This is a genomic window from Xanthomonas sp. D-36-1 (genome assembly GCF_017746155.1).
GTDB classification, from domain to species: domain Bacteria; phylum Pseudomonadota; class Gammaproteobacteria; order Xanthomonadales; family Xanthomonadaceae; genus Xanthomonas; species Xanthomonas cissicola.
The window spans coordinates 18,859-38,431 of record NZ_JAGHWR010000004.1 but is presented as its reverse complement, the minus strand read 5'-3'; the positions used below and the strand labels follow the sequence as shown (position 1 = coordinate 38,431).

The following is a 19,573-nucleotide window of genomic DNA, read 5'->3' as shown; positions in this document are numbered from 1 at the left end:
GCCTATACGCATCAGCGCACAGACTGCAGATCACGTACTCAGAAAGGAAACGCCTCCGATGAGCAAGCTGACTGTGATCACCGAACGCGCCCTGGAGCGTGCCCTGGAACTGGCCGGCACTGCAGGCGACCAGTTGCGTCACGCCGCGTCCAACGCGGGCGATCAGGCCCGCAACGCCGGCAGCAGCCTGCGTCATTTCGGACCGAGCGCAAGCGAATGGCTCAAGACCGGCGCCGCGCTCGGTGCCGTGCGCACCGGTGGCAAGGCTGCCAGCAAACTGGTCAAGCGCAACCCGGCCGTCACGGTTGCTGCCGCGGTCGCAGGCCTGGGTCTGATCGGCTACGCGGTGTATCGCAAGCGGCAGCGTGACCAGCAGGTGCTCGGCGGTAACGTGCATCGTCTGGACCGCGAATATGCCAACAATGCCAACGCACGGCGCGCGGCCTATCAGCGCCGCAGTGCAGTGACCCCGAGCGACGGCATCGAATAAGGCGACATTCGAAGCGAACCCTCAACGCCACGGCCTCGCGCTGTGGCGTTATCGTTTGTGGCATGCAATCCAGTGCATTGATGTCAGCGTCTGACAAACCACCGGAACTGCCATAGCGATTAGATCTAGCGACATGACAACATTCCATTTCTGAATAGCGGGTTGCGCGGTAATTAATAGCCGCGGGGTCTCACATCGCAATCAGTGCCATACATCACAGTGTGAACAGCACAGTGTGTCTGTGGCCGATGTGCTCCCACTTCCCGATCTCCAGAAGTGATGGTTCATGACGGCTCTCTCCCCCACGTTACGGCCTAGCGCGCTCGCGCTGGCGTTGTTGTTTGCCAGCGCATCGCCGCTGGCCCATGCACAATCCACCACCGGCAGCATTGCCGGCCAGGCGCCGACATCGGCCACACGCATTGCGGTACGCAGCGATACCGGGCTGACCCGCGAGGTCGAGGTGGACGCACGCGGCCGTTACGCGTTGGGCCAATTGCCGTTGGGCACCTATTCGGTCGTGGCCAAAGATGCCGCCGGCAATGTGCTGACCTCGCGCCAGGCGGTGACGCTGACGGTAGGCACCACGACCGACGTGTCGTTTGGCGCGGTGACCCAACTGGATGGCGTCAGCGTCACCGCAGATCGCGCAGCAGCGGCGATCGACGTCACCACCGTGGATTCGCGCACCGTCATCACGGCCGAACAACTGCGGCGGTTGCCGTTGGGCCGTTCGGCCGAAGCGATTGCGCAGCTGGCACCAGGTGTGGTCGGCAATGGCGGCAGCGGGACCTACAGCGGCCCGAGTGGCGAGCAATTGGTGAGCTTCGGCGGCTCTTCTGCTGCGGAGAACGCGTATTACATCAATGGCTTCAACACCACCGACCCACTCCGCGGCCTGGGTGGCCTGACCTTGCCTTACGGCAGTATCGATCAGCAGGAAATCTACACCGGCGGCTACAGCGCAAAGTACGGCCGCTCCGATGGCGGCGTGATCAATGCCGTGGGCAAACGCGGCACCAACGAATGGCATTTCGGTGGTCAGGCGCTCTGGGAGCCGGCATCCACGCGCGCCGACAAGGACGACGTGCGCTACCCGGCCAACGGCGCGTTGTACCGCCCCGACAGCCAGGACCGGCAATGGGTGTCCACCCAAAGCGTGTATGCCGGCGGCCCGTTGATCCAGGACAAGCTGTTCGTGTTCGGCTCCTATGAACTGGAACGTCGCCAGGGTCGCGAACTGGACAGCGTGGAAGACACCAATGCCGACACCAGCTATCAATACGACCGCCCGCGCTGGTACGGCAAGCTGGACTGGAACATCACCGACAATCACTTGCTGGAACTCACCGGCGCATCCAGCCGCAATGTGTATCGCGGCAGCATCTACAACTACGATTACGCGGCGCTGACCCGCGGCAGCCTGCGCGGCCAGGACGACACCACCAAGACCGGCGGCAATCTGTGGAGCGCCAAATACACCGGTTATCTCACCGACCGCCTCACCGTGAGCGCGCTGTACGGCAAGATGAAAACCGATGACTACGTCGGCAACCCCGCTTACGACGGCTCGCTGACCTATCTGTCCAACACCTCGCTGCAGAATCCCGCACTCAACGGCGGCAACCCGATCACCAACGCGCAGACGACCTCGCTGCTGGTCGACCCGGATCGCGGCAACCGTACCGACAACCTGCGATTGGATCTGAATTACGTCATCGGCCAGCACTCGATCACTGCCGGAATCGACAACCAGAACGCGCGCGCGCTCAATCGCGGCTCGGTGACCTCCGGCGACGGCTATTACTGGATCTATGGGCAATCCAACCCCAATGTGCCGATCAATACCGGCCTGGGTGTGCCGGCCACCGGCGGCATCATCAATGGCGAAGACGGCTATTACGTGCGCCGATACATCTCCAGCGCGTTGGCCTCGGTACGCTCGGCGCAACGCGCGCAATACATCGAAGACAACTGGCAGGTCAGCGACAGGCTGTTGCTCAATCTGGGGCTGCGACTGGACCAATTCACCAACTACAACCGCGATGGCGATGCCTACATCAAGCAATCCAGCGGGCAGTGGGCACCGCGCCTTGGCTTCAGCTGGGACGTCGAGGGCGATGGGCGTTTCAAGGTGTTCGGCAATGCCGGGCGCTACTACCTGGCGCTGCCGCTGAATCCGGCCTTCAACGCGGCCGGCGCCACCTTGGCAACATCCACGTACTACACCTACGGCGGCATCGATGCCAACGGTTACCCCACCGATCTGACCCAGTTCACGCAAGCGGTGTCGTCCAACAACAATTACGGCGTGCTGCCCGACCCGAAGACCGTCGCTACCTCCGGCATCAAGCCCTCGTTTCAGGACGAATTCATCCTGGGCTTTTCCAAAACACTGGGCGAGAGCTGGGTGTACGGCGCCAAAGCCACCTACCGTCTATTGCGCAGCGGCGTGGACGACTACTGCGACATCGATGCGGTCCTGGCCAAGTCCGATGCGCTGGGCTACAACGTCACCAAGCAGAGCAATCCGGTCAGCTGCTGGTTGATCAATCCCGGCAAGGCCAACACCTTCACCCTGGTCGACACCGGCGGCAACTACGTCAGCGTGCCGCTGAACAACGCCGAGCTTGGCATGCCCGCCTTCAAGCGCAACTACTACGCGCTCAATCTGTCGCTGGAGCATCCCTTCGACAGCCGCTGGTACGCAAAGGTCGATTACACCTTCTCACGCAGCTATGGCACCACCGAAGGTCAGCTGCTCTCCAACATCGGGCAGACTGCGGTGGCGACATCTCAGGCCTGGGATTACGCGCAGCTGATGGAGCATACCAACGGCCCGCAGAGCAACGACCACACCCATCAGCTCAAGGTGTACGGCTATTACCAGCTCTCGCCGCAGTGGCTGGTGTCGGCGAACCTGGCCGTGGTCACCGGCGCGCCGTTCAGCCCGCTCGGCTCGTACGGCCCCAATTTTGAAGATCCGGCTGGTTACGGCATCGCCTATCACTACTACCAGGGCCAACCCGCACCTCCTGGCAGCCAGGGTCGCCTGCCGACGATGACGCAACTGGATCTGGGCCTTGCCTACCGTCCCGACTTTGCCGATGGCAAACTCGGGTTCAATCTGGATGTATTCAACGTGTTCAATACGCAAACTGCGTTGTGGCGCTATCCCTATTCGGAGCTTGATCCAGGGCAGCCGGATCCGCTGTATGGCGCGGCAAACGTGCGACAGGCGCCGCGCTCGCTGCGGGTCAGCGTGAGCTTCGATTATTGAGTGTGGGTGCAGGGGACGTTTCGCCGCCCTGCGCTTGAGGTCAGCTCACAGCAGGACGATGCAGCCGCCAGGCACGCGCGGCCGGTGCTGATGCCGTCGGTTCGCACACCGCGTGCGCGTCGGTTCAGCGCCGGCTCCGGCTCGGCCGTGCGTTGGTTGTCGCTTCAACGCGCCACTGCCCGGGCGCCAACGTCTCCAGCCGCCAATCGCCGATGGCCACGCGCACCAGGCGCAAGGTCGGCAAGCCCACCGCTGCGGTCATGCGCCGCACCTGCCGGTTGCGGCCTTCGGTGATCTGCAGCTCCAGCCAGGCATCGGGCACGGTCTTGCGCACGCGCACCGGTGGATCGCGCGGCCACAGCTGCGGTGCCGGGTCGAGCATGCGCACCTGTGCCGGCCGGGTGGGGCCATCGTTGAGCACCACCCCGTCGCGCAATGCCTGCAGTTGTTCGGCTTGTGGCGCGCCTTCCACTTGTACCCAGTACGTCTTGGGCTGTTTATGGCGCGGGTCGGTCAGCCGATGCGCCAATGCACCGTCGTCGGTCAGCAACAGCAAGCCTTCGCTGTCGTGGTCCAGGCGGCCTGCGGCATATACATCGGGCGGCAAGCCGAATTCGGCCAGCGTGCGTTTGGGCGGCTGCGAGCGGTCGCTGAATTGCGAGAGCACACCGTAAGGTTTGTTCAACAACACCAACATTGCCAATCCTGTTGCGCGACGCGCCGCACGAACCCGATGCCGTCAAATATCTGCATGCCGACACGCGCAACGTGCCGGCATGCAGGTCTGCGTCAGCGCTTGACGAACTTCAAGGTCATGCGGTCGCTCTCGCCGATGGCCTGGTACTTGGCGTCGTCGGCCTTGTCATGGCTGTTGCTGGGCGGCAGCGTCCACACACCGCCTGGGTAATCCTTGGTGTCGCGCGGGTTGGCGTTGACCTCGCTCTTGCCAACCAGGGTGAAACCGGCGGCTTCGGCCATTGCAATCAGCTGCGTCTGGCCAACGTAGCCACTCTTGTCGTCGGCCGGCACATCGGCCTTGGCGCGATGTTCGACCACGCCGAGCACGCCACCGGGCTTGAGCACCTTGTAGAAGCCGGCGAACATCGCCTCGGCAGTGCCGGCCATGCGCCAGTTGTGCACGTTGCGGAAGGTCAGCACCAGGTCGGCGGAGTTGTCCACGCCGAAGGACGGCGACTTGGGAACATACGACACGAGCGAGGGCTTGCCATACACTTCCGGCTTGGCATGGAACTTCTTTTCCAGCTCGTCGCGTGCACGCTGCGCGTACTCGCGGCTGCGGCCTTCCGGTGCCGACGCCGGGTCGACCACGGCGGCCACGTACTTGCCCTTTTCGCGCAGGTACGGCGCCAGGATTTCCGAATACCAGCCGCCGCCCGGCGTAATTTCGATGACGGTCTGGGTCGGCTTGATGCCAAAGAACGCCAGCGTCTGGCCAGGGTGGCGATATTGGTCGCGCTGCACGTACGCGCGGTCGCGCCAGTTGCCATCGATGGCCGCCTGCAATGCGGCGTCGGGCGCCGGCAAGGTCGCGCTATCGGCTGGCTTTACCGCCATCGCCAGCGGCGCGCTCATCGCCACCACCACACCCATCACACATGCACAGGCCAGCTTGTTGCGGATCATCGCAGCACCCTCATCCGGGAAAAGTAGCGCGAGCCTAGCATGCGCTCCAGGGCCTGCCTGCCATCTGCCCGTCGTGCATTCGCGCAAGGCCTGTTGCGGCCTCCCGTTGCCCATATGTTCAGATCCTGTGAGCTGCCGAGGACGATCTGCGGAACGCTGAATCCACGCAGATGTCACACGCAACATCGGTGTGCGTGACTATCCTGTTGCCAGTTCGAATCAGGAGCATCCACGATGACCCAACCCCGCGCACTCGGCCGCTCCGGCCTGCAGCTTCAACCGATCGTCTTCGGCGGCAATGTGTTCGGCTGGAGCGCCGATGAGGCGACCTCGTTCGCCTTGCTCGATGCATTCGTGGATGCCGGCTTCAATCTTATCGATACGGCCGATGCTTACTCCGGCTGGGTGCCCGGCAATCGCGGCGGCGAATCGGAAACCATCATCGGGCGTTGGCTTGCGCGCAGCGGGAAGCGCGACAAGGTGCTGATCGCCACCAAGGTGGCCAAATGGAGCGAGCATCCCGGTCTGTCGCCGGACAACATCGCAGCGGCAGTGGAAGATTCGCTGACGCGTCTGCAGACCGATGTGATCGATCTGTACCAGGCGCACGAAGACGACGAATCGATTCCGCTGGAAGCCACGCTGGCCGCGTTCGGCCGATTGATCGAACAGGGCAAGGTGCGTGCGATCGGCGCGTCCAACTACAGCGCCGCGCGCCTGCGCGATGCGTTGGATATTTCCGAGCAGTACAGACTGCCGCGCTACGAAAGCCTGCAGCCGGAATACAACCTGTACGATCGCGCCAGTTACGAAGCCGAACTGGAGCCCCTCGTTCGCGAGCGCGAGCTGGGCGTGATCAGCTACTACTCGCTGGCAAGCGGCTTTCTCACCGGCAAATATCGCAGCGCAGACGATGCCGGCAAGAGCAGCGCACGCGGTGCATCGGTGGTCAAGCAATACGTCAACCCGCGTGGCCTGCGCATCCTGCAGGCGCTGGACGATCTGGCCGTGACGCACAACGCCACGCCTGCACAGATTGCGCTGGCCTGGCTGATCGCGCGCGCCGGCCTGACCGCGCCGATCGTCAGCGCCACCAGCGTGACCCAGTTGCATGATGTGCTGGCAGCCGCACGCGTGGCACTCAGTGCCGATCAGATTGCGCAACTCGACAGCGCCAGCGCGCCGGAGTCATCGGACTCCCGCTAGTACATCAGTGGGCATGTCGCGTCGTTGCCGAACATGCACCCTGTACCTGTGACAGCACTCCCTCGCGCAGCCGCATCAGCGGCTGTGCCCACCCGACCGCGCATGCGCGGACTGTTTGCGAGCCATCCCCCATGACGTCCATCATCAACCGCCGCATCGTGCTGGCATCGCGCCCGCACGGAGAACCCAGCGCAGACAACTTCCGCATCGAAGAGGTCGCCGTCGCACCGACTGGCCACGATCAGATTCTGGTCCGCAATCACTTCCTGTCGCTGGACCCGTATATGCGTGGCCGCATGGACGAAGGCCCCTCCTACGCCGCGCCGGTGGCCATCGATGCCGTGATGGAAGGCGGCACCGTCGGCGAAGTCATCACGTCCAATCACGCCGACTATCATGCTGGCGATCTGCTGGTGCTGCCCGGCGGCTGGCAGACGCATAGCCTGCTGACCCCGACAACGCCCTTGCGCAAGCTGCCCAAGGACGACAGCCTGCCACCGAGCACCGCGCTTGGCGTGTATGGCATGCCTGGCTTTACCGCGTATGCGGGCCTGCATGAAATCGGCAAGCCACAGCCCGGCGAAACGCTGGTGGTCGCTGCCGCCAGCGGCCCGGTCGGCGCCACGGTGGCGCAGCTGGCACGCCTGCAGGGCCTGCGCGTGGTCGCCATTGCCGGCGGCGAAGAGAAAGTACGTTACCTGCGTGACATGCTGCATGTGGATGTGGCGCTGGACCACCGCGCCGACGACTTTGCAGAGCAATTGCGTGCCGCAACACCGAACGGCATCGACATCTATTTCGAAAATGTTGGTGGCAAGGTGTTCGATGCGGTGCTGCCGCGGCTCAACGACTTCGCACGCATCCCGGTCTGCGGCGTGATCGCGACCTACAACAGCCGCGGGCAAGCCCACCCCGGCCCGGATCGCCTGCCCGACTTCATGGGCCAGGTGCTGCGTAAACGCCTGACGGTGCGCGGCTTCATCCAGCACGATTTCATCCGCCTGATGCCTGCCTTCCTGCGCGAAATGGGCCAGTGGCTTCGCGAAGACAAAATTCAGTACCGCGAGCACGTGCTGCACGGCCTGGACAGCGCCCCGCAGGGCCTGATCGACGTATTGCGCGGCAAGAACTTCGGCAAGGCCGTCGTCGCGCTTGCCTAGCGATAGTCACCGCGCTCTTTACCACCCGCTCGCTTTTGCGATCTCCATTCCAAGGCAATGCGATGAGCGGGGCGCCAGCGCCAGTCACTCGTGATCCCACACACGACTTCGGCGAACTGACAACGCGCGCAGAGACCCTTGCCAAACTTGATGCCAGGGTCATGATCGGAGCGCGACATGGGACTATGCATTTCAAAGCCGGCGACGTCAGGGTCGAGCGTGGCAGCGTCACCCGAACGCCACCCAAACCCTGCCTCAGAGCAGCTTAACCCCCACCCGCCTTCCGTTCCCGAGACGTCGGTTTCACCTAGCCTGCAGGGCTTGGTGACACGCGGCGCTCCCCGTGCGAGGCGGGGGCGTTCTGGAAAACCGACCCTGCAGCCGCACGAAGTTCAGCAGACCGCCTATCAACTCGGAATGCGCCTCAGCGGCAGGCCCATCGAAGACGTTCGCGACCGTCAACGCCTGGCCGACGCCACGGCGACGGTGCACGAGACACGGCTGGCCTTGCACCATGGACGAGGTAATATCGAGGGCGATTTGCGGCTCAGCAATGGGCGCAGCTCCACTTGTAGTTACCTGTCTTACAGTTTCCTGTCTTACTGGCCCGGTAAACATGACATCAATTTGATGGCAGGTTGCGCGCTGGCTGTCGGCGCAGGCAATTGTGACCAAAACGCAGCGATCAACACACGCCGTCATGCGGTCCGCATGGAGGGTGGCGGGCAGATCATGAACGTCTGTGACGAAGCGTGCGCCCACATGTACGCGCTGTACCAGCCCCCAGGCTCGGCGGAGGCGGAAGACTCGGCTGTCGTTCTCGACTCATGGTCCGATGGTCCGGCGGTTCTGCTCAGGGATTCGGGCTGGGCCGGAACATACGGCACATCCACCTATGTGATTGAGCGCTTCGACAAGCCCGGTGCAATCGATGCGCTGGCCAGGACCCGCGCATTGCAAGCCGAAATCGAGGATCCGCAAACCGAGTTCCATGCACATCTGCGCGGCGTGGAGAGCGTCGTTCGCACCCCGCCCGTACCTCGCAAGATTTATGCCTCGACTACGGTCATCGACCCCGATCTGGCCGAACGCACGCGTCAGCGGCTGCAGGAGCTCGCGCCGCGGACGCGTAAGGCGCTGGCCGCCGATGCTGCGCGGCAAGCCTATGGCCTGGATGACGCACAGCCCATCTCGCCGCGCACGACTGCAGCGATCCTGAAAGATGCCGCGCGCCTGGATGCCTTGGGTCGCCCGCCTTTGAGTTGGGCACCAACTTCTCACACACGGCTGAAGCGTTTTGTCACCAGTGCCCGGACCAATGCAAGGCAGGCTTTCTGGTATGGGCGCGGGTGGCGCCCGCCTGTCAGGGGGACGATATGAGAACGCCCCTTTCAATCGGGCGAACAGCTGCATTCAGCGATATACCGTCGTCGGCCTGATGGGCTGGCGGCGGCATGCCGAACGCATGTGCTGCGCAATACGTCGTTGGGGGACGGCGGAATTCGGCTGCGCGGCACCGGCAACCTGTGCGCAAGACCGTGCCGTAATGCACGATCCGTGCAGAAACCCAGGGTTGAAGATGCTCAGGTGATGCTGCCAGGCGAGATGCACCTTTGAGCGAACGCGCAAGCGTCAGCTGTGACCCACGTGCAGGACACATGACCGCGAGGGTGCGGATCGATTGCCACTAGTTAACCGGCCCGATCGCCATCGCCTGGCGGTCGATGCGGTGCTTTTCCGCAAGCGCCTGCATGCCTTGCAAGGTCGAAGCAATCAGGCTCGCGTAACGCAGCCGCCATAAGGTGGCGCGGTCGTTGTCGTCGTGCGTGCTGCCCAGGCCGTCGAGCACCTGCGGCAGACGGCGATCGGCAAGCGCAGATGCGGCCAGGTAGGGCTTTGCAGGAGCGATGACATCCACCGGCTCGCGCCAGTCGTTGGCCACCTGCCGTGCGATGCCGGCCAGGTGCGAAAGCTGGTGCATGCCGATCAGCGTCTCGTGCAGCATCTCGCGGCATGCCCATTGCCACAACGCCACCTTTTCCGATGGGTCCTGCGCAATCTCGGTAAGCGCCAGGTCTACCTTTTCGATGCGTGGGTCGAGCATTGTGCGGCTCCGATGCTGCTGTGCAACATAATTCACACCATCGGCCGTGAGAATCAAGTGAGCTAGTCGTTTGAATGCTGTCAGTGCGCCGATGCTCGACCGGGTTCACGCTTCGCTGCCGTCTGTCATCGCGTGCACCATCGGCACCCTGACTTCCTGCCCATGGCGGCGTCCTGCGCCGTGCGCAATGCTGCTGGCCCCGATTCCAGGGCCAGCCCCATGCGCAGTCCCGTGTTTCTCGCACCGTTGTGGCTGCTGGTGGCCTGCGCCGCGCAGGCCCAGACCACGGCCCCGCGGCTGTCCTCGCAGCAATGCGATGTCAGCACCTCCTACGACGTACTGGCGGACACCGGCGGCATCTGGCTGCGCCGCAAACAGGGCCTGCCGCGCGAGATCTTTTTCCACGGTGGCGAGCTCAACGTGGACCGCCAGCCGCAGCCGGTCAGCGCCGCCGACGCGCAACGCCTGCGCGAACTGGAGCAAGGCACGCGCGCGCTGATGCCGGCAGTGGCGTCGATCGCCCAGTCGGTGGTCGACATCACCTTCGATGCGCTGAACGGCGTGGTGCACGTGCTGTCCGGCAGCGCGCGCCAGCAGCGCAAGGTGGAGCAGCTACGCACAGCCGCACGTGCGCAGGTCGATGGCAGCCTCGGGCGTGGGCGATGGGAGCAAGCGTTGTTCGACGAGCGCTTCGAAGCCCACGTCGAACAAGCCGCCGAAGAACTGGCCGGTAGCCTGACCCGCAACGTGCTGTGGACGGTCATGACCGGGCGTACTGCACAGCTGGAGCGCCGCGGCGCGGAACTGGACGCGCAGATGGAACAGCGGATGCAGGCGCGCAGCGATGCGCTGGAAGCACAGGCACAGACGCTGTGCACGCAGGCGCAGGCGCTGTACGGGGTACAGCAGGCGCTGGACTATCGCTTCCAGGGCGAGCGGCTGCAGATGCTGGAACTCAACACGCATCAGCAGAAACACGATGCCGATGCAGCGGTGTCCAGCGCTGTGGCGACAGCTGCGCATTGACCTTGCGCTGCAGCGCAAGCGGCCTTGCAAGCCTGATGGCAGCACAACGCTGGCTTCATAACGGCTCGCATCACAACGGCTCGCTGCGGCAGGATGGCCACCGTGACTGGGCACGACACCTTGCCTGCATCAAGGCATGCATTGCATCGGCCGATGGCGCGCCGATCACCGCCTCCAACCGCCGGTTCAGAGCCCTCGCGTACTGGCCGACGCCATCCCGCCGCATGGCCAAGGTATGGCTGCCTCAGCTCGGTGGTTACAGCGTCAGGCGAGCAGCCATTCCCGCAGTGCGTCCGACACCGCCTGCGGCTGCTCCAGCGGCGACAGATGGCCACACGCAGGCACCTGCACCAGACGCGCGCGTGCAGCTAGTGCGGCCATTTCCTCATGCAATGCAGGCGGAGTGATCGCATCGTCCTGGCCGCATAGCACCAGCAACGGACCGGCATAGGCGCGCAGCAGCGCGCGGCCGTCTTCCCGCTGCAGCCGGTTCTGCCGCAGGAACACCTCCACGCCCAGGCGCTGGGTCATGTCACGCACCCGCTCCAGCAAGGCCTCGTCCTGCCAGCGCGAGGGATGCACGTAGTGGCGCAGCAGCCGCTCGCCGAACCCGTGGAAGGCATTGGCGCCACGCACGCTCGCTTCCTGCGCGCGCCGCTGCGCCGCACGCTCGGGCGAATCGGCACGTGCGGAAGTGTCCAGCAAGGCCAGCCGCTCCACACGCTCCGGCGCGATGCGCAGGATCTCCTGCGCGACGTAGCCGCCCAACGAAAATCCGGCCAGTGCAAAACGCAGCGGCATCTGCGCCAGCAGCTGCATTGCCAGCGCACGCATGCTGTCGCCCTGGGTAATGTCGCCGGCCACGCAATAGGCGACGTCGGCCAACGCCACGCGCTGCGCCTGCCACAACTGCGCATCGTTGAGCAGGCCGGGGAGCAGCAACAAGGTGGGACGCGGTGCGCTCATGCGCAGGAAGGTCCGACCGGGGTCGCAGAAGCAGGTACCGTCATCGCAGCAGTGTGCCGGGCAGCGACGCCCATCGCCAGCCCGGGCGGGCGCACCCTGACGTGGGCCGCATCGGCCGGTATGCCAAGGTCGATGCGCATGCCAGTCAGCGCTGGCACCGCGGTGCCGATCGCCTGCGCTGTTCAGGGCAGCGCCGCCTGCCGCAACACAACGGCCCGGCGCATGCGCCGGGCCGTTGCTGACTCCACCACGTGTTGCGCGTGGCGATGCTGGCGTGGATCAGGCCAGGGTCAGGGTGACGTCGATATTGCCGCGAGTCGCATTGGAGTACGGGCAGACCTGATGGGCCTTGTCGACCAGCGTCTGCAGTTCGGCCTTGTCCATGCCCGGCACGGCGATACGCAGTTCCACCACGATGCCGAAGCCGCCCGGGATCTGGCCGATGCCGACGCTGCTGTCGATGCTCACTTCGCCCGGCAGCTTGAGCTTGTCCTGGGCAGCCACGGCCTTCATCGCACCGATGAAGCAGGCAGCATAGCCGGCTGCGAACAGCTGCTCAGGGTTGGTGCCGTCGCCGCCGGCGCCGCCGAGCTCGCGCGGGGTGGACAGCTTGGCGTCCAGCGCCTTGTCCGAGGACACGGCACGGCCTTCGCGGCCGCCGGTGGCAGTGGCATGGGCGGTGTAGAGGACTTTTTCAGGTGAGGCCATGGTGCTTCTCCAGGGTGAGCGCTAGGGGCGCATGAGGGGTTCAATAGTTGACGATTGAATCGTGTACGACGTGTTGCAAACCGGTGATCTACCGGGAGCTCACCCGGCGCCCAGACTGGAGCGTAGCTTCTCCAGTTCCTGCTTGAGTTGACGCAGTTCGTCCAACGAACAGGCCGACGCACAGAACACCTGTTCCGGTACCGCGCCAGCCTTGCCGCGCAACGCACGGCCGGTCTCGGTCAGCGCGATGATGACCTGGCGCTCATCGTTGGCCGCACGCGTGCGGGTCACCAACCCGGCCGCCTGCAGGCGCTTGAGCAACGGCGTCAGCGTGGCCGAATCCAGATACAGGCGCTCGCCGATCTCCGACACGCTGCGTTCGTCGGTCTCCCATAGCACCAACATGACCAGGTACTGCGGATAGGTCAGATCCAGCGCCTTCAACAACCCGCGGTAGAGCTTGTGCATCGCCAGGTTGGCCGAATACAGCGCAAAGCACAGCTGGTTGTCGAGCTGCAGCAATGCGTCGGTGCGGGCGTCGGTGGCTGTGCCGGTATCCATGGATGCAATTTACATAGCGCGCAATCTAATTGCAAGCGATTTATTTACGTCCTAGGCGTTGTCCCGCCAGAACAGTCGACCATTGCCCTCAAGACTTCCGACTTGGAGTGGCGCTGCGACTTCGTAGTGGCGCTGCAGGAGCAGCGCTGTGGGAGAGATGCCATAGCTGCTTGGGACATGGCGGCGGCACGCATCGCGATCGTCGGATACGCATGGCAGCGCCCGCGGCGCCTCATTGGATCCACCAAGCAATTGAAAGACGCACCAGCAACAACGCCGACTATCGTCGTCAGCCGATGTTGAGCGATCACTTTGCCGGCAGTGCGGTACCAGCACCGCACCTGCACGGCAGTGGCAATCGCATAGGTCCTCGCCTACCCGATCATCCGCTCACGCGCGATGCGCCGTTGCCAGGTAATCCGCGCTCTGCATTTCGATCAGGCGCGAAGCGGTGCGCTCGAACGCACCGGCCAGGCGCTGGCCGCTGTACAAGGCCGGCGGTGCGTCCTGCGCGGTGCAGACCAGATTGACGTGGCGGTCGTATAGCTCGTCGATCAGGTTGACGAAGCGGCGCGCGGCGTCTTCGTTCATGCGGTCGAAGTGCGGGATGCCACCCAGCAACACAGTGGTGAACTCGCGCGCAATCTCGATGTAGTCGCTGGGACCGCGCGGGCCTTCGCAGAGCGCAGCAAAATCGAACCAGGCGATGCTCTTGCCGCGTGCGCGCACCGGAATCTTGCGCGCCTCGATTTCGATATTGCCGGCGCGCGCTTCGGCGTTGCCGCTCAACTCGGCCCAACGCTGCGCAAGCCAATCGTCGGCCTGCGCATCCAACGGCGCGCGATACACCGGCGAGCGCGTCAGCGCGCGCATGCGGTAATCCTCGGTGCCTTCCGCGTAAAGCTCCACGCAGAACTTCTGCAGCAACCCGATCGCCGGCATGAAACTGTCGCGTTGCAACCCGTTGGCATAGAGATTTTCCGGCGCGGTGTTGGACGTGGTCACCAGCGTCACACCTTCGGCGAACAGGCGTTCGAGCAAGCGTGCCAGCAGCATCGCATCGCCGATATCGGTAACGAAGAACTCGTCCAGCACCAGCACGCGCAGGTTCTCACGCCACTGTTGGGCGATCCGGGCCAGCGGATCGCTTTGACCGGCGTGCTCGCGCAACTGCTCGTGCACGCCGCGCATGAAACGGTGGAAGTGGGTGCGGTATTTCTGCTCGATCGGCAGGCCGTCGTAGAACAGATCGACCAGAAAGGTCTTGCCGCGCCCGACACCGCCCCAGAAGTACAAGCCGCGTACCGGCTCGGGTTTCTTCCAGAATGCCGACAGCCGGTCCAGCCAACCATCCTGCGCGCTGTCCACCAGCGCCTCGTGGATGCGATCCAGCTCCGCCAGGGCCGCCTGCTGCGCAGGGTCGGCGCGCCAGTCGCCGCGTTGTACGCCGGCGGCGTAGCGCTGCGACGGGGTCATCTCACTCATTGCATTCTCCGCGGGCCGGCTGTGGCCCGGACCGCTCAACAGCGCATCGCCTGGCGATACGCATGGGCCATGCCGCGGTCAGACTGCGGCCGGCAACCAGCGCCGGACACCATGCTGGATCGCACCGCGCAGGTCGATCAATTTGCGGTGGAAGAAATGGCTGGTATCGGGCATGCGCACCAGCTCGGGTTGCTGCTCCAGGGTTTCCAGCCAGTCGTAGACCGCTTGCGGGTCGACGATCTCGTCGGCATCGCCCTGGATCACCAACCACTGCGCAGGCGGCTGGATATCGCTGAAGTCCCAGCGCCCGGCCGGCGGCGCGATCGAGATCAGCACCTGCGGTGCGAGCGCTTCGGCAGCACGCAGCGACACATACGCGCCGAAGCTGAAACCGCCCAACCACAACGTGTGGCCTGGCTGCTGCGCACGCACCCACTCGGCAACCGCACGCAGATCGTCCTGCTCGCCACCCCCATGGTCGAATGCGCCGGCCGAATTGCCGACGCTGCGGAAATTGAAGCGCACCACGGTGATGCCCAGCTCGCGCAGCGCGCGCGTGGCCATGGTGACGACCTTGTTGTGCATGCTGCCGCCCTCGGTGGAGAGCGGATGGCAGAAGATGGCGGTGACCGCGTGCGCGACAACATCCGGCTCGGGCAGATCGACCGCGACATCCAGCGGGCCCACCGGCCCTTCCAAGGTCAACGCAGCCGATTCGGTAGGGAATGAGGGATTGGACATGCCTGCATAATAGCCGCCCCGCCGGCCGCGTTCATCGCCCTGCCTGCACACTTCGTTGCGTTGCCCATGCATTTTCTGCTGTTTGCCGTTGTCTGCAGTGTCCTGGTGTCGGTGCTGTTGAAGCTTGCGCCACGCCACCGGATCGACGTGTTTCAGGCCATTACCTGGAACTACGCCACCGCCGCACTCCTGGCCTGGCTGATCCTGCATCCTGCGCTGGACACACTGCGCTCCACGACCGCTCCCTGGTTGGCGTTGCTGCTGCTGGCCGTGGCGCTGCCCTCCATTTTCCTGGTGCTGGCGCGGTCGGTCGCGGTGGCCGGCATCGTACGTACCGATGTTGCGCAACGCTTGTCGTTGGTGCTTTCGTTGGCCGCTGCCTTCACCGTTTTCGGCGAACCGGTCAATGGCTGGAAACTGGCAGGGCTGGCGCTGGGCATGGTGGCCATCGTGTGCATCGTGCGACGCCCCCGTCACCACGTCGCGGCCGATCCGCTGCCGAGCACAACCGGCCTGCCCTGGCTGATGAGTGTGTGGATGGGCTTTGCGCTCATCGACCTGCTGCTTAAGCACATTGCGCAGGCCGGGACACCATCGCTGACCTCGTTGACGTTGTGTTTTGCGCTGGCCTTCCTGCTGATGCTTGGCGTGCAGAGCGTGCGTTGGGCACGTGGCGCACGCCCGAGCGCCCGCAGCATGCTTGCCGGCGTGCTGTTGGGTGCGCTCAATTTCGGCAACATCCTCTGTTACGTACGTGCCCACCAGGTGCTGCCTCACAGCCCGGCGACCGTCTTTGCCAGCATGAATCTGGGCGTTGTCGTGTTGGGGGCACTGGTCGGCAAATTGGGATTTGCCGAACGCCTTGGCCTGCGCGGCTGGTTGGGGCTGGCAGTGGCGGCACCGGCCATCGCGGCGATCGCCTGGGGAATCCGCCTGGGTTGACGCTCGCGTTCGGCCTACGCGACGCCGGTTCGCCACCGGCCTTCCGCGCCGGTTGGCGGTCGCTAGCATGAGCGTGCATTCCTGCGGGAGTTTGTGATGCGCCTGACTTCGTTCTTTCGCAGCACTCATCCGGTTGCTCCGGAGCCGCTCAATCCGGCAACCACCGACACGACAATGACCGCGGCGACGCCGTCGCTGCACTCACTGTCTCACGCGCCCAAGGCCAGCACCGCGCAGGGTGCGGCCAAATCGCGGCAAGGCATGCTGGCATCGGCGCGCAAGTCGCTGGCGACGCTACGCAAACAGCTGCCGTCGATGTGCATGGGAGCGCCAGCCACGAAAATAGCGCAGAGCCAGCCTGCGCTGGCCGCACCCGCACCGAATGCTGCCAGGCGAGGCGAGAACCAGCGCCCACCGGTACCGCAGGCTGGCGTCGATGCGCGATGGCAGGCGCCCGATGCGATGCCTCCGCCGCCCAGTCGTGTGCCGACGCGCACAGCAGCGCCACCGCAGCAACCGCCGTCCGCACCACGCGCGGCAGAACGCTTTCAGCAACGTCAGGGCGGCCCCGAGGAACTGCGGCAACAGCGCTTTCCAAGCTCAGCCAGGCGCGATCAGGTGTGGCAGCCGCAGCAGCCAACGCGCCCCTCGCGGCCGGCACCGGCTGCGTCCCCGAAAGCGGCGACACCGGCTCCGCCCTCGCCGTCCAGGCCGCTACGCCCGGTGCGCAACATGAATCTGGAATTGGCCGCGCTCAACGAGCAGTGCCATCACATCAGCCGGCGCCTCTACAAAGAGCGTCGGGCGCCTAGCCCGGAGGAAAGGTCGGTGTTCGAGATGCGTGCGGCCCTGATCGCCGAGCGCGACGCCGTGCGCGATCGGCAGCTCGATGGGATGTTGGAGGTACTGTCGCCATTGGAGACGATCGCTGCGCCGAACACCACCAGCAGCCCGCTAGCCATGGTCCAACGGAATGTGATGCAGTCCAACCGACACGCGCTGCTTGAGGTACGCCGCAAGAAGCTCGACATGACCAAGATGGCGAGGTATTACACACGCGCACAACGGCGCCTGGAATCTTTGAAGGAGAGCGATGCCCCGCCCGACAAGATCCAACGCCTGGAACGCATGATGCAGGGCTACGCCAACGTGCTGGCGCTGCAAGACATGGTCAAGCGCACCGACGACCAGTTGCATCGGATGGATGCGCCACGCTTGATGGACAGCATCCCCACGACGGCGCAAGAGCGTGCGCTGGCCGAGCAGAACGAGCGCGACGCCCATCAGGAGGCGATCGACAACGGCTATTACTGAGGATTGAGCGCTTCGTCGTTGCGCGCACAGCATACGCGGACCGCCAGCGCCCGCGCAGGCCTCGGCGGTCAGCCACGACGCGGTGTGCCACTGACCTCAAACTGCGGTGTCGCCCGCTCGGCGAGGCTGGCGATGGCGTCGACTTGGCAAGCAGCGGCAGTGCGCCGTCACCTTGCCCAGTGCGGGAAGGGGTCTTCCAGCAGTTGCCATTGCGCCGGCCCTTGCCGTAGTTCCTGGTCGCTGAGCAGGCAGGCGTCCAGCGCGGCGCGTGTGCGCGGTGCATCCATGTCCACGCCGATCACCGCCAGCTCCTGGCGGCGATCGCCCCAGAGCGGATGCCACAGCCGCTGCATCGCGGCGTATTCGCTGGCATCGCCTACCTCGTGGGGTTGCGGCAGCGGCGCGGTCCAGCACTGCGTCTGTTGCCGCTGCCAGCCGATATCGGTGTAGGGCAGCGGCGTGATGCTGGTCTGCAGCGGCTGGCCGACTGCCTGCGCATCGACACGGTGGCGCGCAGCGAACCAGAACCCGGCCGCGCTGGTCTGGGTGGCGCCGCCCACGCTGGACAGTTCGCCCACCCAATCCATGCGGCTGGCCAGCCAGAAGAAGCCCTTGCTGCGGATCACCTGCGGCAAACCGCTGTGCACCATGCGCGCGAAGCGCTGTGGATGGAATGGCCGGCGCGCGCGATACACGAAGCTGCTGATGCCGTATTCCTCGGTCTCGGGCGTGTGCTGGCCGCGCAGTTCCTGCATCCAGCCCGGCGCCAGCTGCGCACGGGTGAAATCGAAACGCCCGGTGTCCAGCAGCTGCTGCAGCGGCACTTCCCCGTGCGCGGCATCCACAATCGCCGCATCGCGGTTGAGCGCACGCAGCACGGCGCGAAGACGTTGCAGCTGCGGGGCGTCGATGCGGTCGCGCTTGCTGATCACCAGCACATCGGCGAACTCCACCTGTTCGCCCAGCAACTGCACCAGCCCGCGCGTATCGTCCGGGCCGGCTTGCTGGCCCAGTTCGGCCAACGTGGCAGCCGAGCCGAAGTCCTCAAGGAAACGGCTACCGTCCACCACCGTCACCATGGTGTCGAGCCGGGCGATGTCCGACAAGCTGAAACCATCGGCATCGCGCACCGCGAAGGTGGCTGCCACCGGCATCGGCTCGGCAATACCGGTCGATTCGATCAGCAGATAGTCGTAGCGGCCCTGCTCGGCCAGACGCCGCACTTCCTGCAGCAAATCGTCGCGCAGCGTGCAGCAGATGCAGCCGTTACTGAATTCCACCAGGGTCTCTTCGGTACGCCGCAATGCCGCGCCGCCCTCGCGCACCAGCTGCGCGTCGATGTTGACCTCGCTCATGTCGTTGACGATGACCGCCACCCGCAAGCCGTCGCGGTTGTGCAGGATGCGATTGAGCAAGGTGGTCTTGCCCGCACCCAGAAAGCCGGACAACACGGTGACGGGAAGGCGCGCATCGCGCTTGGGGGACAGAGACATCCTGAGAGCCTGGCAGAAGAGAAGTGTTACTATATAACATCAATCCGACCGGATGCTTCCGATGCGCGCCACCGCCTCCCTGCTGGACAGCTCGGCCATCGCCTTGTCCGGGCTGTGCCTATTGCATTGCCTCGCCCTGCCGCTGCTGGCGGCCACGCTGCCGCTGCTGGGTGTCTGGAGCCGGGCCGAGTGGGTACATGTGGTGTTCGCCACGGCGGCGGTGCCGCTGAGCGGCTACGCGCTGTGGAGCACGCATCGCCGGCACGCGCTGCCGGCGCCGGTCTGGGTGCTGGCGCTGTGCGGGCTGGCCGGTCTGGTTTTTGGAGCGAGCGGTCTGGCCGGCGATGCGCTGGAGACACCGGTCACGGTCGCCGGCAGCCTGCTGCTGGCCAGCACGCATCTGCTCAATCTGCGGCTGCGTCGCCGACATGGGGCATGCGCGAACTAGCGACC

18 protein-coding genes are annotated in these 19,573 nt (G+C 64.9%); 9 read left to right on the top strand and 9 right to left on the bottom strand.

Going from position 1 to position 19,573, the window contains the following annotated elements; genetic code table 11:
* Nucleotides 1–58: 58 nt before the first annotated feature.
* Together J7367_RS01535 and J7367_RS01530 are read left to right on the top strand one after the other, a co-directional pair.
* Nucleotides 59–490: a hypothetical protein gene (locus tag J7367_RS01535; RefSeq protein WP_057658520.1), complete on the top strand. Its 432-nt coding sequence runs from the start codon at nt 59–61 to the stop codon at nt 488–490.
* Between the two features lie 286 nt (nt 491–776).
* Nucleotides 777–3,770 carry a TonB-dependent receptor gene (locus tag J7367_RS01530; protein ID WP_057658517.1) on the top strand — a complete coding sequence of 998 codons (2,994 nt, stop codon included), beginning with the start codon at nt 777–779 and terminating at the stop codon, nt 3,768–3,770.
* 124 nt (nt 3,771–3,894) lie between these two features.
* On the opposite strand, the gene J7367_RS01525 is transcribed toward J7367_RS01530, so the two are convergent.
* Complete coding sequence (locus J7367_RS01525; RefSeq protein ID WP_007975003.1) at nt 3,895–4,467, bottom strand: pseudouridine synthase; 573 nt, start codon at nt 4,465–4,467, stop codon at nt 3,895–3,897.
* 92 nt (nt 4,468–4,559) lie between these two features.
* Nucleotides 4,560–5,414: a class I SAM-dependent methyltransferase gene (locus tag J7367_RS01520; protein ID WP_057658515.1), complete on the bottom strand. Its 855-nt coding sequence runs from the start codon at nt 5,412–5,414 to the stop codon at nt 4,560–4,562.
* Nucleotides 5,415–5,648: 234 nt separating this feature from the next.
* On the opposite strand from J7367_RS01520, the gene J7367_RS01515 reads away from it, so the two are divergent.
* The 3 genes from J7367_RS01515 (at nt 5,649) to xopE (ending at nt 9,160) form a co-directional block, all read left to right on the top strand.
* Nucleotides 5,649–6,620, top strand: a complete 972-nt coding sequence (locus J7367_RS01515; RefSeq protein ID WP_057658513.1) for an aldo/keto reductase — start codon at nt 5,649–5,651, stop codon at nt 6,618–6,620.
* 131 nt (nt 6,621–6,751) lie between these two features.
* Nucleotides 6,752–7,780, top strand: a complete 1,029-nt coding sequence (locus tag J7367_RS01510; RefSeq protein WP_022557954.1) for an NADP-dependent oxidoreductase — start codon at nt 6,752–6,754, stop codon at nt 7,778–7,780.
* Between the two features lie 177 nt (nt 7,781–7,957).
* The gene (gene xopE / locus J7367_RS01505; protein ID WP_057658511.1) at nt 7,958–9,160 is read left to right on the top strand and encodes a XopE/AvrPphe family type III secretion system effector; all 1,203 of its coding nucleotides are present in this window, start codon (nt 7,958–7,960) and stop codon (nt 9,158–9,160) included.
* A 307-nt stretch (nt 9,161–9,467) separates the two neighbouring features.
* Here the strand turns inward: xopE and J7367_RS01500 are convergent, their stop codons facing one another.
* On the bottom strand, nt 9,468–9,884 hold the full coding sequence (locus J7367_RS01500) for a hypothetical protein (RefSeq protein ID WP_057658510.1): 417 nt from the start codon (nt 9,882–9,884) through the stop codon (nt 9,468–9,470).
* 162 nt (nt 9,885–10,046) lie between these two features.
* Between J7367_RS01500 and J7367_RS01495 the strand changes: the two genes are divergently transcribed.
* Nucleotides 10,047–10,910 carry a DUF2884 family protein gene (locus tag J7367_RS01495; RefSeq protein ID WP_042806243.1) on the top strand — a complete coding sequence of 288 codons (864 nt, stop codon included), beginning with the start codon at nt 10,047–10,049 and terminating at the stop codon, nt 10,908–10,910.
* Nucleotides 10,911–11,174: 264 nt separating this feature from the next.
* Here the strand turns inward: J7367_RS01495 and J7367_RS01490 are convergent, their stop codons facing one another.
* The 5 genes from J7367_RS01490 to J7367_RS01470 all read right to left on the bottom strand — a co-directional run bounded on the left by J7367_RS01490 (nt 11,175) and on the right by J7367_RS01470 (nt 15,371).
* Nucleotides 11,175–11,876 carry an alpha/beta fold hydrolase gene (locus tag J7367_RS01490; RefSeq protein WP_057658508.1) on the bottom strand — a complete coding sequence of 234 codons (702 nt, stop codon included), beginning with the start codon at nt 11,874–11,876 and terminating at the stop codon, nt 11,175–11,177.
* Nucleotides 11,877–12,155: 279 nt separating this feature from the next.
* Nucleotides 12,156–12,584, bottom strand: coding sequence for an organic hydroperoxide resistance protein (locus tag J7367_RS01485; protein ID WP_003488682.1), 429 nt, complete (start codon nt 12,582–12,584; stop codon nt 12,156–12,158).
* A gap of 99 nt (nt 12,585–12,683) precedes the next feature.
* Nucleotides 12,684–13,145, bottom strand: coding sequence for a MarR family transcriptional regulator (locus J7367_RS01480; protein ID WP_022557949.1), 462 nt, complete (start codon nt 13,143–13,145; stop codon nt 12,684–12,686).
* Nucleotides 13,146–13,535: 390 nt separating this feature from the next.
* Entirely contained in the window at nt 13,536–14,630 is a 1,095-nt protein-coding gene (gene zapE / locus J7367_RS01475) for a cell division protein ZapE (RefSeq protein ID WP_022557948.1), read from the bottom strand.
* A 78-nt stretch (nt 14,631–14,708) separates the two neighbouring features.
* The gene (locus J7367_RS01470) at nt 14,709–15,371 is read right to left on the bottom strand and encodes an alpha/beta fold hydrolase (protein ID WP_057658554.1); all 663 of its coding nucleotides are present in this window, start codon (nt 15,369–15,371) and stop codon (nt 14,709–14,711) included.
* 66 nt (nt 15,372–15,437) lie between these two features.
* On the opposite strand from J7367_RS01470, the gene J7367_RS01465 reads away from it, so the two are divergent.
* Together J7367_RS01465 and xopR are read left to right on the top strand one after the other, a co-directional pair.
* A complete protein-coding gene (locus J7367_RS01465; protein WP_007974993.1) occupies nt 15,438–16,313 on the top strand; it encodes a membrane protein in 876 nt (291 codons plus the stop codon).
* Between the two features lie 96 nt (nt 16,314–16,409).
* Nucleotides 16,410–17,627 carry a type III secretion system effector protein XopR gene (xopR, locus tag J7367_RS22475; RefSeq protein ID WP_280515201.1) on the top strand — a complete coding sequence of 406 codons (1,218 nt, stop codon included), beginning with the start codon at nt 16,410–16,412 and terminating at the stop codon, nt 17,625–17,627.
* Between the two features lie 167 nt (nt 17,628–17,794).
* Here xopR and J7367_RS01455 read toward each other — a convergent pair whose 3' ends face one another.
* Nucleotides 17,795–19,120: a GTP-binding protein gene (locus tag J7367_RS01455; RefSeq protein ID WP_007974991.1), complete on the bottom strand. Its 1,326-nt coding sequence runs from the start codon at nt 19,118–19,120 to the stop codon at nt 17,795–17,797.
* Between the two features lie 52 nt (nt 19,121–19,172).
* On the opposite strand from J7367_RS01455, the gene J7367_RS01450 reads away from it, so the two are divergent.
* Entirely contained in the window at nt 19,173–19,568 is a 396-nt protein-coding gene (locus tag J7367_RS01450; protein ID WP_176214988.1) for a MerC domain-containing protein, read from the top strand.
* Nucleotides 19,569–19,573 lie beyond the last annotated feature (5 nt).

Bases quoted from the DNA above. Each gene is read 5' to 3' on its own strand.
- J7367_RS01535 (WP_057658520.1), top strand. From the start codon at position 59: ATGAGCAAGCTGACTGTGATCACCGAACGCGCCCTGGAGCGTGCCCTG.
- J7367_RS01530 (WP_057658517.1), top strand. From the start codon at position 777: ATGACGGCTCTCTCCCCCACGTTACGGCCTAGCGCGCTCGCGCTGGCG.
- J7367_RS01525 (WP_007975003.1), bottom strand. From the start codon at position 4,467: ATGTTGGTGTTGTTGAACAAACCTTACGGTGTGCTCTCGCAATTCAGC.
- J7367_RS01520 (WP_057658515.1), bottom strand. From the start codon at position 5,414: ATGATCCGCAACAAGCTGGCCTGTGCATGTGTGATGGGTGTGGTGGTG.
- J7367_RS01515 (WP_057658513.1), top strand. From the start codon at position 5,649: ATGACCCAACCCCGCGCACTCGGCCGCTCCGGCCTGCAGCTTCAACCG.
- J7367_RS01510 (WP_022557954.1), top strand. From the start codon at position 6,752: ATGACGTCCATCATCAACCGCCGCATCGTGCTGGCATCGCGCCCGCAC.
- xopE (WP_057658511.1), top strand. From the start codon at position 7,958: ATGGGACTATGCATTTCAAAGCCGGCGACGTCAGGGTCGAGCGTGGCA.
- J7367_RS01500 (WP_057658510.1), bottom strand. From the start codon at position 9,884: ATGCTCGACCCACGCATCGAAAAGGTAGACCTGGCGCTTACCGAGATT.
- J7367_RS01495 (WP_042806243.1), top strand. From the start codon at position 10,047: ATGGCGGCGTCCTGCGCCGTGCGCAATGCTGCTGGCCCCGATTCCAGG.
- J7367_RS01490 (WP_057658508.1), bottom strand. From the start codon at position 11,876: ATGAGCGCACCGCGTCCCACCTTGTTGCTGCTCCCCGGCCTGCTCAAC.
- J7367_RS01485 (WP_003488682.1), bottom strand. From the start codon at position 12,584: ATGGCCTCACCTGAAAAAGTCCTCTACACCGCCCATGCCACTGCCACC.
- J7367_RS01480 (WP_022557949.1), bottom strand. From the start codon at position 13,145: ATGGATACCGGCACAGCCACCGACGCCCGCACCGACGCATTGCTGCAG.
- zapE (WP_022557948.1), bottom strand. From the start codon at position 14,630: ATGAGTGAGATGACCCCGTCGCAGCGCTACGCCGCCGGCGTACAACGC.
- J7367_RS01470 (WP_057658554.1), bottom strand. From the start codon at position 15,371: ATGTCCAATCCCTCATTCCCTACCGAATCGGCTGCGTTGACCTTGGAA.
- J7367_RS01465 (WP_007974993.1), top strand. From the start codon at position 15,438: ATGCATTTTCTGCTGTTTGCCGTTGTCTGCAGTGTCCTGGTGTCGGTG.
- xopR (WP_280515201.1), top strand. From the start codon at position 16,410: ATGCGCCTGACTTCGTTCTTTCGCAGCACTCATCCGGTTGCTCCGGAG.
- J7367_RS01455 (WP_007974991.1), bottom strand. From the start codon at position 19,120: ATGTCTCTGTCCCCCAAGCGCGATGCGCGCCTTCCCGTCACCGTGTTG.
- J7367_RS01450 (WP_176214988.1), top strand. From the start codon at position 19,173: ATGCTTCCGATGCGCGCCACCGCCTCCCTGCTGGACAGCTCGGCCATC.